The organism is Frondihabitans sp. VKM Ac-2883, assembly GCF_015350875.1.
Taxonomy (GTDB): Bacteria; Actinomycetota; Actinomycetes; order Actinomycetales; family Microbacteriaceae; genus Frondihabitans.
Genome location: NZ_JADKSF010000008.1, coordinates 27452 through 40750 on the forward strand (window position 1 = coordinate 27452; position 13299 = coordinate 40750).

Annotated in this window: 12 protein-coding genes; 9 read left to right on the plus strand and 3 right to left on the minus strand. The window is 66.6% G+C overall.

Annotated elements, in window-relative coordinates; genetic code table 11:
- The first annotated feature begins 17 nt into the window (after positions 1-17).
- The 3 genes from ITJ49_RS14295 (at position 18) to ITJ49_RS14305 (ending at position 3153) form a co-directional block, all read left to right on the plus strand.
- The gene (locus ITJ49_RS14295; RefSeq protein ID WP_194606285.1) at positions 18-983 is read left to right on the plus strand and encodes an ROK family glucokinase; all 966 of its coding nucleotides are present in this window, start codon (positions 18-20) and stop codon (positions 981-983) included.
- A gap of 47 nt (positions 984-1030) precedes the next feature.
- The gene (locus ITJ49_RS14300; RefSeq protein ID WP_055957495.1) at positions 1031-1720 is read left to right on the plus strand and encodes a 1-acyl-sn-glycerol-3-phosphate acyltransferase; all 690 of its coding nucleotides are present in this window, start codon (positions 1031-1033) and stop codon (positions 1718-1720) included.
- Between the two features lie 98 nt (positions 1721-1818).
- The gene (locus tag ITJ49_RS14305) at positions 1819-3153 is read left to right on the plus strand and encodes a class II 3-deoxy-7-phosphoheptulonate synthase (RefSeq protein WP_194606369.1); all 1335 of its coding nucleotides are present in this window, start codon (positions 1819-1821) and stop codon (positions 3151-3153) included.
- A gap of 166 nt (positions 3154-3319) precedes the next feature.
- Here ITJ49_RS14305 and pknB read toward each other — a convergent pair whose 3' ends face one another.
- A complete protein-coding gene (pknB, locus tag ITJ49_RS14310) occupies positions 3320-5296 on the minus strand; it encodes a Stk1 family PASTA domain-containing Ser/Thr kinase (protein ID WP_194606286.1) in 1977 nt (658 codons plus the stop codon).
- Positions 5297-5374: 78 nt separating this feature from the next.
- The gene (locus ITJ49_RS14315; RefSeq protein WP_194606287.1) at positions 5375-6697 is read right to left on the minus strand and encodes a LysM peptidoglycan-binding domain-containing protein; all 1323 of its coding nucleotides are present in this window, start codon (positions 6695-6697) and stop codon (positions 5375-5377) included.
- Positions 6698-6868: 171 nt separating this feature from the next.
- Between ITJ49_RS14315 and ITJ49_RS14320 the strand changes: the two genes are divergently transcribed.
- Positions 6869-7225, plus strand: a complete 357-nt coding sequence (locus ITJ49_RS14320; protein WP_370544534.1) for an Rv2175c family DNA-binding protein — start codon at positions 6869-6871, stop codon at positions 7223-7225.
- Positions 7226-7329: 104 nt separating this feature from the next.
- Here ITJ49_RS14320 and ITJ49_RS14325 read toward each other — a convergent pair whose 3' ends face one another.
- Positions 7330-8451, minus strand: coding sequence for a polyprenyl synthetase family protein (locus ITJ49_RS14325; protein ID WP_194606288.1), 1122 nt, complete (start codon positions 8449-8451; stop codon positions 7330-7332).
- A 143-nt stretch (positions 8452-8594) separates the two neighbouring features.
- Between ITJ49_RS14325 and ITJ49_RS14330 the strand changes: the two genes are divergently transcribed.
- The 5 genes from ITJ49_RS14330 (at position 8595) to ITJ49_RS18260 (ending at position 13292) form a co-directional block, all read left to right on the plus strand.
- Positions 8595-8996, plus strand: coding sequence for a DUF3040 domain-containing protein (locus ITJ49_RS14330; RefSeq protein WP_194606289.1), 402 nt, complete (start codon positions 8595-8597; stop codon positions 8994-8996).
- Between the two features lie 316 nt (positions 8997-9312).
- Positions 9313-9744, plus strand: coding sequence for a division/cell wall cluster transcriptional repressor MraZ (mraZ, locus tag ITJ49_RS14335; protein ID WP_123943673.1), 432 nt, complete (start codon positions 9313-9315; stop codon positions 9742-9744).
- A 101-nt stretch (positions 9745-9845) separates the two neighbouring features.
- The gene (gene rsmH, locus ITJ49_RS14340) at positions 9846-10799 is read left to right on the plus strand and encodes a 16S rRNA (cytosine(1402)-N(4))-methyltransferase RsmH (RefSeq protein WP_194606290.1); all 954 of its coding nucleotides are present in this window, start codon (positions 9846-9848) and stop codon (positions 10797-10799) included.
- Complete coding sequence (locus tag ITJ49_RS14345) at positions 10796-11428, plus strand: hypothetical protein (RefSeq protein ID WP_194606291.1); 633 nt, start codon at positions 10796-10798, stop codon at positions 11426-11428. The genes rsmH and ITJ49_RS14345 overlap by 4 nt, the downstream gene beginning before the upstream one ends.
- An 82-nt stretch (positions 11429-11510) precedes the next feature.
- Positions 11511-13292, plus strand: coding sequence for a peptidoglycan D,D-transpeptidase FtsI family protein (locus tag ITJ49_RS18260; RefSeq protein WP_370544535.1), 1782 nt, complete (start codon positions 11511-11513; stop codon positions 13290-13292).
- The last annotated feature ends 7 nt before the right edge of the window (positions 13293-13299 follow it).

Below are 13299 nucleotides of genomic sequence, written 5' to 3' on the forward strand. Positions count from 1 at the left end.
AGGTAGAGTGTCTGCTCGTGCAGGCCATCGGAATCGACATCGGCGGAACCAAGATCGCGGGGGGCGTGGTCACCGAACTCGGTGACATCGTTGCCGAGCGGAGGGTTCCGACTCCCGCCGGAGACTCCGAGTCGATCGTCGCGGCGGTCGTGTCGATGATCCGCGAGCTGCAGGACGCCGCTCCGGCGTCGGGTGGCGAGGTCGTCGCCGCTGGGGTCGCAGCACCTGGCTTCATCGACGCCGCTCAGTCGACCGTCTACTACACGCCGAACATCCCCTGGCGGAACGAGCCGCTTCGAGCGCGCCTCAACGACCAGCTCGACCTGCACATCACGATCGACAACGACGCCAACGCGGCCGGCTGGGCGGAGTTCCGCTTCGGCGCCGGGCGCCTCGTGAGTGACATGACCATGTTGACCATCGGCACGGGCGTCGGCGGCGCAATCGTCACCCAGGACCGCCTCCTTCGCGGAGGCTTCGGCACGGGTGGCGAACTCGGGCATATGCGCATCGTCCCCGGGGGCATCCTGTGCGGCTGCGGTGCTCGCGGTTGCATCGAGCAGTACGGTTCGGGCCGCGCCCTGCTCCGGATGGCCGGCGAGGTCGCCGATCGCGGGGGTGCCGCAGGCAAAGCTCTGGCCGACATCCGCGCAAAGAACGGCGTGCTGACCGGGCACGACGTCGCCGGGCTGATGAGCGCCGGAGACGCGGGCGCCCTCGAGGCTCTCCGCGAGCTCGGCTCCTGGCTCGGGCAGGCGGCGGCCTCCCTGAGCGTCATCCTCGACCCCCAGCTGTTCGTCTTCGGCGGCGGCGTCGCACAATCGGGCGAGCTGCTGCTCGGCCCGATCCGAGAGGCCTACGAAGCGCACCTGCCGGCCCGGGGCTTCCATCCCGAGCCCGACTTCGTGATCGCCGAGCTCGTCAACGATGCCGGGGTCGTCGGGGCAGCCGATCTGGCCCGTCTTCACGTCGCCGCGCTCTAACCGGTGCTCCCGATAGACTTCGACCGTTCGGGCAGGAGGAGACGCCGTTGTTCTACTGGATCATGAAGACGTTCTTGTTTCGGCCCATCCTGCTTTCGGTCTTCCGACCCTGGGTCGTCGGCAAAGAGAACGTTCCCGAGTCGGGCCCGGTGATCTTCGCGAGCAACCACCTCTCGTTCGTCGACTCGATCTTCCTGCCGCTCGTGCTCGAGCGTCGGCTCTCGTTCCTCGCGAAGAGCGACTACTTCACAGGCCGCGGCATTCGGGGCATGGCCACGCGACTCTTCTTCAACGCGACCGGCCAACTCTCGATCGACCGCTCCGGTGGCAAGGCCTCCGAGGCTTCCTTGAACACGGGGCTCGCCGTGCTGGCTCGGGGCGAGCAGCTCGGCATCTATCCCGAGGGCACCAGGAGCCCCGACGGGCGGCTCTACCGCGGACGCACGGGAGTCGCGCGGATGATCCTGGAGGGCCGGGTCCGGGTGATCCCCGTAGCGATGATCGACACTCAGAAGGTCATGATCACCGGATCCAAGCGGCCGCACCTGCACCGTATCGGCGTCGTGTTCGGCGAGCCCCTCGACTTCAGCCGATTCGAGGGTCTCGAGGGCGACCGGTTCATCCTCCGGTCGATCACGGACGAGATCATGTACGAGCTCAACGTCCTCTCCGGCCAGGAGTACGCCGATGTCTACGCCTCGTCGGTCAAAGAGAGGCGAGCCGCCCTTTCGCGATAGGCTCCCAGGGTCGCGATCGATCGATCGCCGACCTTCAGCCACGCGATGAGGACACAGTGCTCCAGACCGACTACCCAGTTATTTCTGCTGATCCCGATGTGATCGCCGGACTGGATTATTGGCGCACCCTGCCCATCAAGCAGCAGCCGGAGTGGGCCGACCCCTCCGCGGTCGAGGCGGCCTCCGCCGAGATCGCCACATACCCTCCGCTCGTCTTCGCCGGAGAGGTCGACACCTTGCGAGATCGGCTCGCCGATGCCGCCGCCGGCCGGGCCTTCCTCTTGCAGGGCGGTGACTGCGCCGAGACCTTCGCCGGCGCGACCGCCGACAACATCCGCAACCGGGTCAAGACGATCCTGCAGATGGCCGTCGTCCTGACCTACGGCGCGAGCGTGCCGGTCATCAAGATGGGCCGCATGGCCGGTCAGTTCGCCAAGCCCAGGTCGAGCAACTTCGAGACCCGCGACGGCGTGACGCTTCCGGCCTACCGGGGCGACATCATCAATGGCTACGACTTCACGCCCGAGTCGCGACAGCCGGATCCTGCTCGCCTCGTCCGTGGCTACCACACGAGTGCCTCGACCCTGAACCTGATCCGCGCCTTCACGCAGGGCGGTTTCGCCGACCTCCGCCAGGTGCACTCCTGGAACAAGGGTTTCGCATCGAACCCGGCCAACTCGATGTACGAGCACCTCGCTCACGAGATCGACAAGGCCGTCCGGTTCATGGAGGCGGCCGGTGCCGACTTCGATGAGATGCGGCGCACCGAGTTCTACACCTGCCACGAGGCGCTCCTGATGGACTACGAGCGGCCCATGACGCGCATCGACTCGCGGACGGGCGCGCCCTACGCGCTGTCGTCGCACTTCCAGTGGATCGGCGAGCGCACCCGAGACCTCGACGGCGCTCACGTCGACTTTCTGTCGCGCGTCCGCAACCCGATCGGCGTCAAGCTCGGCCCCACCACGACGCCCGACGACATGCTGCGTCTGATCGACAAGCTCGACCCCGAGCGCGAGCCGGGTCGTCTCACTTTCATCACGCGGATGGGCGCCGGAAAAATTCGCGAGTCGTTGCCGCCGCTCCTCGAAGCGATCAAGGCGGCCGACGCCACGCCGCTGTGGGTCTCCGACCCGATGCACGGCAATGGAATGACGACTCCGTCGGGCTACAAGACGCGTCGCTTCGAAGAGATCGTCGACGAGGTCAAGGGGTTCTTCGAGGCGCACCGTGCGGTCGGCACCCACCCGGGCGGCATCCACATCGAGCTCACGGGCGACGACGTCACCGAGTGCCTGGGCGGGTCGGAGCACATCGACGAGGCCACCCTCGCAACGCGCTACGAGAGCCTGTGCGATCCGCGTCTCAATCACATGCAGTCGCTCGAGCTCGCGTTCCTGGTCGCCGAAGAGCTGTCGGCCGCAGCCGAATAGTCCTATTCAGCACTACCGAGAGTGCCCAGATGGTCGCTGTCCCTGCGGGTCAGCGACTACCTGGGCACTCTCGTCGCATCCGGCGTGGCAGCCCCATGCGCCACGGCGACTGACCGGTGGCGCGACGGCGACTGACTGGCGCCGCAAGCCGCCGGTGTCGCTACGCCTACTGGTTGTAGCTGAGCTTGACGGTGTCGCCCTTGAACGCTGTCGTGCCGGCACCCGGCTCCATCGACGACACTTTCAGCGTCGACTTCCAGTCGATCACGGCGCAGAGGATGTTGGTGCAGGTCGGGTACGACGCGATCAGGCCGAGCCCTTCGAGTTCGGTCTGGGCGCTTCGCAGGGTCTTGCCCGAGACGTTCGGCACCTCGATGGGCACTGGCCCCTTGGAGACGACCAGGTTGACGGTCGCTCCCTCGACGACCGGGCCGTCGCCGGCCATACCCTGCCGGATCACGAGGCCCTGCGAGACGCTGTCGCTGTATTCGCTCGACGTCTCGACACCCTTCAGGCCGACCTCGCTCAGAGTCGCTATGGCGTCCGAGAAGGCCTTGCCGCTCACGTCGGGCACGGGTCCGAGAGACACCGTGAGCGTGATCGGTCGTTTCTCTCGATACGTGGACGCGGATCCGAGATCCACCGTCGCTCCCGCCGAGTTCTTTCCCGAGATGGCCAGGACGGTGCCTTTTGCGGCCGCATCGAATCGATGGTTCGACTGCTGGAGGGTGAACGACGAGGAGAGTTTTGACTTCGCTGCGCTCTCGGACGAGCCGACGACGTCGGGAAGCGGAAGCGAGCGGGGCCCCTGCGAGACGATGAGAGTCACCGTCGAGCCCTTGCCGACGACCGCCCCACCGCGCGGCTTCGTGCCGGTGACCTTGCCCGAGGGGATGACGGCGTCGTAGGTTCTTGCGCGCGTCTTCGCGACGGTGAATCCGCGACTCTCGAGCACGGACGTCGCATTCGCGACGCTCGCATCGGAGATCGAGGGCACCGAGGCATGAGCGCCCGGGCCCGTGCTGAACCACCACGCCGTTCCTCCCGCGCCGAGGGCGAGTACGAGCAGAATGACGAGCCACACCACGCCGCGCTTGCGGCGGGCAGTGGCCTTCCGCGACAACGCGTCGGCGTTCGACGACCCCGCCGGGAGAACCGGCCCCGTGCGGTGACGCGCCCCCGAGAGGATCTGCGTGTCGCCGGTGGGCCCCTGGCCCGCCGTATCGCGCCCCGACGGGCCCACAGGAGCCATGGCCGGCGGCAGCACCATCGTGCGGTTGATCGCGGTGGCACCGGGCTCGACCCCGCCGCGCTGCAGCTCGAACAGGTGGTCGAGCATGGCGCGGGCGTCGCGCGGTCGCTGATCGGGGTCACGGGCCGTCGCCCAGAGGACGAGCTCGTCGAGCTCGGCGGGAACGCGGGGGTTGACTGCACTCGGCATCGGCACGGTGTCGTTCGCGTGCTGATAGGCGATTTGCATAGGCTGGTCGCCCTTGTATGGCTGCTCGCCGGTGAGCATCTCGTAGAGCATGATGCCGAGAGCGTAGATGTCGCTGCGGGTGTCAGCGATGCCGCGGGTGACGAGCTCGGGGGAGAGGTAGGCGATCGTGCCGAGCAGGGCCGCACCGGTGGCGGTGTTGGCCGAGGCGGCCCGAGCCAGACCGAAGTCGCCGATCTTGATGCGGCCGTCGTCGGCCAGGAGCACGTTCTCAGGCTTGAGGTCGCGGTGCACGATGCCGGAGCGGTGAGCGGCAGCCAGACCGGCGAGGACGGCCTCGAGGATGTCGGTGGCCTGCTCGGGCGTGAGGACCTTGTGGTCGTGGAGGAGCTCACGGAGGGTGATGCCCGGCAGGTACTCCATCACGATGTAGGCGGACTCGTCGTCTTGCCCCTGGTCGTAGACGTTTACGACGTTGGGATGCGCAAGACGCGCGGCGGAGCGTGCCTCCTGGATGAACCGCTCTTTGAAGTTCTCGTCGTCGGCGAGGTGGCCGTGCATGATCTTGACGGCGACGGGCCGTTCGAGCCGCAGGTCGGAGGCGAGATAGACCGTCGCCATTCCGCCGCGGGCGATGCGTGAGCGGACCTGGTATCGAGCGTCGATGAGACGTCCGATCATCGGGTCGGTTTGATTGGCACTCACCCGAGGAATGTTACGGACGCCACGCCGGGAGAGAGCAGAGGCTCACCGGATCGGCGCAAACCGTTATCGACCTGTCGACTAAAGAGTGGCGAGCCACAGGCGCGCTGAGCGCTCCCACTTGGCGTACGCGGTGGGGTAGGCCGAGATCTGGACTGCCTGTGCGGCCTGCGTGACGGTCATGCGAGACCAGCCGCTCACGTCGAGGAGGCCGGAGGTCTTGCCCGCGTTGGGGTTGTGAGCTCCGCCGAAGAAGAGTCGCGTCGCGTGGGCCGTGTCGAGCAGCTTGGCGCGCGAACCCCACCCCATGCTCGGGCGCTGCTGGAACAGCCCGACGGAGTCGCGGTCTCCGCGATTCAGGTTGTACAGGCTCGACTCCTGCGCGGCGGCCGAGAGAGCGATCACGATGCCGTAGTCGCTCACTCCGAGGGAGCGACCGACCGAGATGATCGTGCGGGCGTTTCCGCGCTGTTCGGCGTCGAGCGCGGAGGCCGAGACCGAGCCACTCGAGGCGATGGGCTTGGCGGGCGAGCTCGAGGCCGGGGCGACGCTGCCTCCGCGCCCGGGGATGGTGAGCTTCTTGCCGGCGTAGATCGTGCTGGTCCAGCTGAGACCGTTGGCCTTCAGCAGCTTCTCGACCGTGGTGGAGTGCTTCTTCGCGATCGACGAGAGGGTGTCGCCCGACTTGATCACGTAGGAGGAGGCACTCGACGACGATGCCGAGCCGCCGGATGCCGACGACCCGGAGCTCGCCACGGGCGAGGCTGTACCCGAGGATCCGGGGATCCTGATCTTCTGACCGGGGTAGATGATGCTCGTCAGCCCGAGACCGTTGGCCTTGAGGAGCGCCTGCGTCGAGACCCCGTGGCGGCTCGCGATGGCCGACAGGGTGTCGCCGCGCACGACGGTGTGGGTCGACGCCGTTCCGGTCGAGGAGGCGGGCTTGGCGGTCGACTTGGCGGGCGCCTTCGCCGGCGCCTTCGACGAGAGGTGGAGGGTCTGGCCGGGGAAGATCGTCGACTTCCAGCTGAGGCCGTTGAGAGCCAGAACCGAGGCGGTCGACAGGCCGTAGCGGCCGGCGATGGCCGAGACGGTGTCTCCGGCCTTCACCCGGTAGGTCGTCGGAGCGGAGGCGGTCTCGATGGTGGCGTCGCTCGTGACGGCGGTCAGCTCGATCGCGGCTCGCTCGTGCTCGACGGTGTTGAGGTCGATCGTGGTCTTGGGCGCCGGGCTGATACCGGGCTTCTTGGGCTGCGGCTGAGCCTGGTCGTGCAGAAAGAGGGGGCCGGTCAGATTCGCGCTGATCACCATCGACGAGGCGATCACGATCGGAACCGTGCCCAGCATGCCGCGACCGATGCGGTAGGCGGCGCTGCGGTTGACGGGAAGGTCGTGCTCGGTCATGTGATCCCCTGATCGTGGCGGTGCCGGTCGGCCGGGTCGGCGTGTCGTCGAAGGTCAACGCTGGCACACATGTATAGGCAAGTCAATTAACGAGGCTGGTGTGACTGGAGTGATCGAGGCCCCAAACCGGGGGAGTACAACACGCGACGCAGTCCGTGGCACAGTTATCGAGTGACAGACATCTCGACGCGCCCCTGGTTCTCCGACATCACCTGGTTGACCCTCCCCGACGCCGCAGACCGACTCGGCACGACCGCGAGCCGCGTGCGACGAATGCTCGACGAGCGGGTGCTCGTAGCCGCCTACGTCGACGGAGTCCGCAAGATCCCTGCGCTGTTCATCGTCGACGGCGAGCCGATGCACGAACTCCGCGGCACCCTGACCGTGCTCCACGACAACCACTTCAGCGACGACGAATCGCTCGACTGGATGCTCTCCGACGAAGAATCGCTCGGCACATCGCCCGTCGCCGCGCTGCAGGCGGGGCGCAAGGCCGAGGTGCGGCGCATCGCGCAGTCCTTGCTGTAAAGGCGTAGGTCAGCGCCGCTGAGAAGGAGTGACAGCCGGGCTTCGCCCGATGCGGAGCCCGTCTCGTGGTCGTGCTGAAGAAACGACAGCTCAGGATCCGGGCGCTACGCCGTGCGGGCCGTCACCGTCTCGGCCAGCTGCGACAGCTGGGCCCGGGCGCTCGGCGCGAGCGGAGCAGCGTCGATTGCCTGTCGCGCCTTCGACACCTGGTCGGCGATCGACTCCTCGATGGCGTCGACGGCCCCCGACTCGCGGATCGTCGCCTGGAGCATCGCAATCTGATCGTCGTCGAGCTCGGCGTCGCCCAGGAGCTCGTCGAGAAGCCGGACGGCGCTCGGCGGCAGGTTCTCGCGAGCGGTCGCTATCAGCACCGTGCGCTTTCCTTCGCGCAGATCGTCGCCCGCGGGTTTTCCGGTGACGGAGGGGTCGCCGAAGACGCCGAGGAGGTCGTCGCGGAGCTGGTAGGCGATGCCGAGAGGGAGTCCGAAGTGGCGGAGGGCCTCGAGCTGGTCGGGTGTTCCGCCGGCCATGGCCGCGCCAATGGTGAGGGGCGCCTCGATCGAGTACTTAGCCGACTTGTAGACGATGACCCGCTGCGCGCGGCCCAGGAGCATCTCGTCGTCAACGCTCCGCCACGCGTTTTCTTCGAGGATGTCGAGGTACTGGCCCGCAGTGACCTCGGTGCGCATGCGGTTGAACTCGCGCCGCGCGGCCTTCGCGGCGTCGCGGGAGGGAAGCGAGTCGAATGCGTCGGAGACGAGCTCGTCGCTCCAGGAGAGGAGCAGATCGCCGAAGAGGAGTGCCGAGTTGGTTCCGAAGGAGGCGGCGTCACCAAGCCAAGATTCGTCGCGGTGCAGAGATTCAAAACGTCGATGCGCGGCCGGGCGGCCGCGACGGGTATCCGAGTTGTCCATGATGTCGTCGTGCACCAGGGCGGCAGCGTGGAAGAACTCCAAGCCGGCCGACGCGGTGATGACGGTCGCCAGGCGGTCCGCACCGGGGGCGGGGGCGAGGGGATCGTCTGCAGTGTCAAGACCCGCGACGGACTGCCAGCCCCAGTAACAGAAGAGGGCCCGGAAGCGCTTGCCACCGTGGAGGAGGTCGGCCGAGAATCGGGCGAGCGGGTCGAGGTCGGATCCGATGGCGGCGAGATGCGGTCGCTGCCCCTCGAGGAAGGTGTCGATCCGCTCTTGAACGACGTCTACTAACCGCGTACTCTCAGCCACGCGCCTAGCCTAACCACAGGGGGCGGTCGTAAGATTCGTAGTTAGTCGGTACGCGTGAATCTCAGGCGTAGCCGGCCACCGCAGAAGGCGGAATCCGTTCCCTCCCTTCTAGTGAGTGGGCACAGCTTTTGAAGGGAACCAAGATGCCTCTTTCCGAACAGGAGCAGCGGCTGCTCGAAGAGATGGAGCGAAGCCTCTATAACAACGACTCCGATTTCGTCACCACGATGAACTCGCGGCGAGGGCGCCCGAGTTACACGCTGGTTGTTGTCGGGATCCTCGGGGCTCTCGCGGGTATCGCCGTCATCGTCGCCGGTGTCGCCTTCCGTCAGCCTCTCATCGGAGTAGCCGGTTTCGTTCTCCTCCTCGCGGGTGCACTTTTCGCAATCGCCCCGCCGCGTCGCCGCGGAAACCTGGGCCCCGCCCCGATCCCTCCCTCGTCCTCCACCGGAGGCTCCGGTCGTGCCAGAGGGTCCTCGGGTGGAAGCATGATGGACCGCCTCAACCAGCGGTGGGAGCGCCGCCAGAACCCCGACGAGCGCTGAGCGCGTCCGCGTAACACCAGTTCGATAGAGAGAGCCGACCTTCGGGTCGGCTCTTTTTTGTGCCCTCGGGCGTTCGATCACTTGCGGCGAAATGGCCGTATGTGCCGAGAATGCGGCGAAACAACGTCGAACGCGCCATCTCGCGCGGCGAAACCTCCCATTTGAGCCAAAAACGCTCCCTTTTCCTCCACCCCACGGATCCTTGTATTCGTGGGCTTTTTTATTCTCCTAAACCCCCTCTTTGGGGCAAACACTCGAATTGGTGGGGGAGCGTGGAGTAAAGTGGAGGAAACGGCGGGCGAGTGGGGGTGGTGGCATGTTCCTCGGCACCTATGCGCCCCGTCTCGACGAGAAAGGCCGCATCATCCTTCCTGCCAAGTACCGCGACGAGCTGGCCTCAGGCCTGGTCATGACGCGCGGGCAGGAGCGCTGCGTCTACGTGTTCAGCCAGCGCGAGTTCGAAGACGTGCACACGCAGATCCGCAAGGCACCGATCACGAGCAAGCAGGCGCGGGACTACCTGCGGCTGTTCCTCTCCGGTGCGTCCGACGAGATCCCCGATAAGCAGCACCGCGTGACGATCCCGGCGAACCTCCGCGAGTACGCCGGCCTCGGCCGCGACCTCACGGTGATCGGCGCGGGCAATCGGGCTGAGATCTGGGCCACCGAGGCCTGGAACGCCTACTACACCGAGCAAGAAGCGCACTTCTCCGACACCACGGAGGAGGTGATCCCCGGCGTCTTCTGACCCTTCGGCCCTGACTCCCAGCCGTCCACCCCTGGCGCACCTTCCCCGGTGCCAGGTGGGATGGATGGGGATCAGGGCCCAAGGATCCAGAGCCGGTCACCATGGCAGATGAACAGATCCACACCCCCGTGCTTCTCGAGCGATCGCTCGACCTGCTCGCCCCGGCCCTCGAAAAGCCCGGTGCCGTCGTCGTCGACACGACGCTCGGCATGGGCGGCCACTCGCACGCAATGCTCACGCGCTTTCCGGGCCTCACGCTCGTCGGGCTCGATCGCGACACCGAGGCCCTGGCGCTGGCGGGGGAGCGGCTCGCCCCGTTCGGCGAGCGCGCGAAGCTTGTCCACACGGAATACGACGGCATCGGCCGCGCGCTCGACGAGCTCGGCATCGACGAGGTGGAGGGCGTCTTGTTCGACCTCGGCGTCTCGTCGCTCCAACTCGACCGCGTCGACCGCGGGTTCTCGTATTCGAAAGACGCCCCGCTCGACATGCGGATGGATCCCACTCAGGGCGTCACCGCAGAGACGGTCCTCGCGACCTACTCCGAGGCGGAGCTACGGCGCATCTTCTACCAGTACGGCGAGGAGAAACTCGCCCCGCGGTACGCGCGCTTCATCGTCGAGCGCCGTGAGCAGAAGCCACTCGTGCGCAGCGGCGAACTCGTCGACCTGCTTCAAAAGGCCACTCCCGCCGCCCTGAGCCGAGCCGGCCACCCCGCCAAGAGGGTGTTCCAGGCCCTTCGAGTGGAGGTTAACGCCGAACTGGCGTCCCTCGAGTCGGCGCTTCCGACCGCACTCGACCGCATCCGTGTCGGCGGTCGCATCGTCGTGCTGTCGTACCAGTCGCTCGAAGACCGCCTGGTCAAGCGCGAGCTGGCGGCGCGATCGAAATCGACGGCACCGGCCGGTCTGCCCGTCGAACTGCCCGAGCACCGGCCCGAGTTCTCCCTGCTCGTCCGCGGAGCCGAACTGGCCTCCGATGAGGAGAAAGACCTCAACCCCCGAGCGACCCCCGTCCGCCTCCGCGCGGCCGAGCGAATCCGGAGACACGCATGAGCACGAACCTCGCCCTCGCGCACCTCGACGACGAACGCGACGAGCACGACGTCCTCTCCGATCTCGGGCCGCGGCGCCGGCTCATCGAGATCGTCACGTCGAGGGCGCAGCGTCAGTCGCGCCCGCGCCTCGTCTACGCGCTGATCGCGACTGCGGCGCTGTTCGCGCTGTTGCTCACCCAGCTCGGGCTGAGCATCGCGCTGAGCCGCGGTGCCTATCAGATCTCCTCGCTGCAGGGCGAGCAGACGTCCCTGGCCCGCACCCAGCAGAAGTACTCCGAGAAGCTCGGTGTGCTGTCGTCGCCCCAGAACATCGCCAATAACGCCACGGCGCTCGGAATGGTGCGCAACCAGAACCCGGTGTACCTCGACCTCTCGAACAACCACGTCTACGGAACGCCGACTCCTGCCGCGACCGACAAGGCGACTTCCGACAACCTGATCACGAACAGCCTGCTCGACGGCGTACCGGTCGTCACGAAGAAGGCTTCCGACCAGACCTCGTCGAAGAAGGAGTCGGGCACATCCACAGCTTCTACTTCGGCGACTTCGGGCGCGGCAGCCTCGAAGTCGACCGGTGACTCGGTAGCGTCGCGCACGAATCAGCTCGCGGCTCCCGAGACCCGCTAGCGACACGCGGCCAGAAGCACCGGCTCGCGTGTGACCCAGATGTGCGGCCCCGCCAGTCGGCGGCCGCGGTGAGGAATCTCTCGTGAGATCAGCCAGGCCAACACCCGCTACACGGCATCGTCGACACCGGACGACCATCGCCGCGATCGTCATCTTCGCCCTCGTGGCGGTGTTCGTGGTGCGACTCGTCGACATCCAGGTCGTGCAGGCATCGACGCTCAACAAGCAGAGTCTCGGAAAACGCTCGGTGCCGACGATCCTCTACGGCGATCGCGGTTCGATCGTCGACACGAACGGCAAGGTGCTGGCCAAGACCGTCGTGCGCTACGACATCACGGCTGTTCCGGCCTATGCCCAGAAGGGCTACAAGACGACGGTCGGCGGCAAGTCGGTCACGTACACGCTCTCGCAGACCGCCGATCAGATCGCGGCCGCCACGGGCGCCAAGGCCTCCGACATCGTGAAGGCGCTCACCGCCGACAAGAAGAGCGTCTATGCGAAGCTCGTCGGAAGCGTCGACGTCGACGCCTACGAGAAGATCCAGAAGCTCGGCATCTCCTGGATCTACCCGAAGCGGACCACGGCTCGCACCTATCCGAATGGGGCAGTCGCCGGCAACCTGACGGGCTTCATGGGCACCGACGGTGCTCAGGCCGGGCTGGAGCTCGAGTACAACAAGTGCCTCGCCGGGACGAATGGCTCCGAGACCTACGAGCGGGGTCTCGACAACGTCAAGCTGCCCGGCAGCACGGTGACGACGAAGAAGGCAGTCGACGGGGGCGTGCTCGAGACCACCATCGACGAGTACCTGCAGTACCAGGTGCAGCAGGATCTCGCCGAGCAGGTCAAAGCAATCGGTGCCACCTCGGGAACGGCGATCGTGATGAAGGTGTCTGACGGATCCCTTCTGGCGGTGGCCGATTCCGACAGCGTCGACCCCAACAACGTCGACGGGTCGTCGACGTCGAACCTCGGATCGAAGGCGTTCACCGACTCGTATGAGCCCGGCTCGACCGTCAAGTCGCTGATCGCGGCCGCCGCTATCGACCAGGGCGTCGCGACTCCGGCCACGCAAGAGACGGTGCCGTACAGCCGCACCTTCCCGTGGGGCGGCCGCATCGCCGACGCCGAGTTCCACGACACCGAGCAGTTGACTCTCGCCGGAATTCTGGCGAACTCGTCGAACGTGGGCATCACCCAGGTCGGCGAAAGACTCTCCAAACAGACCCGCTACGACTATCTGAAGAAGTTCGGCTTCGGCTCGAAGAGCGAGGTCAAGTTCAACGGCGAGTCGGTCGGGCAGCTCGGAACGCCGAGCAGCTGGGACAGCCAGACGAACATCAACTCGATGTTCGGTCAGGGAATCGGCACGAGCGCCATTCAGATCGCCAGTGCCTATCAGACCCTGGCGAACGGCGGTGTGCGAATGCCGGTCACCCTGGTCAAGGGATGCAAGCAGAGCGACGGCACGGTCACCGACACGCCAAGCACCAAGGGCACGCGCGTCGTCTCGGAGAAGGCGGCGAACGACGTCGTCGACATGCTCGAAAATACGATTCCCGAAGGAACCCTCGCCGGGATGACACCGATCTCGGGCTACAACGTCGCCGCCAAGACGGGAACGGCTCAGATCGCCGACGCACCCGGTGGTGGCTACGGAAGCGACTACATCATCTCCGTCGCGGGTATCGCACCCGCCGAGAACCCGCAGTACGTCGTGCTCGTCACCTTCACGAAGCCGACTACGCTGAAGACTTCGTTCGCGGCGGCACCCGCCTTCCGCGAGATAATGTCCCAGGTCCTCGAGAACTATCGGGTCAAGCCGTCGACCACCCCGGCGACGAACCTTCCCGATACGTGGTGAGAAGCGA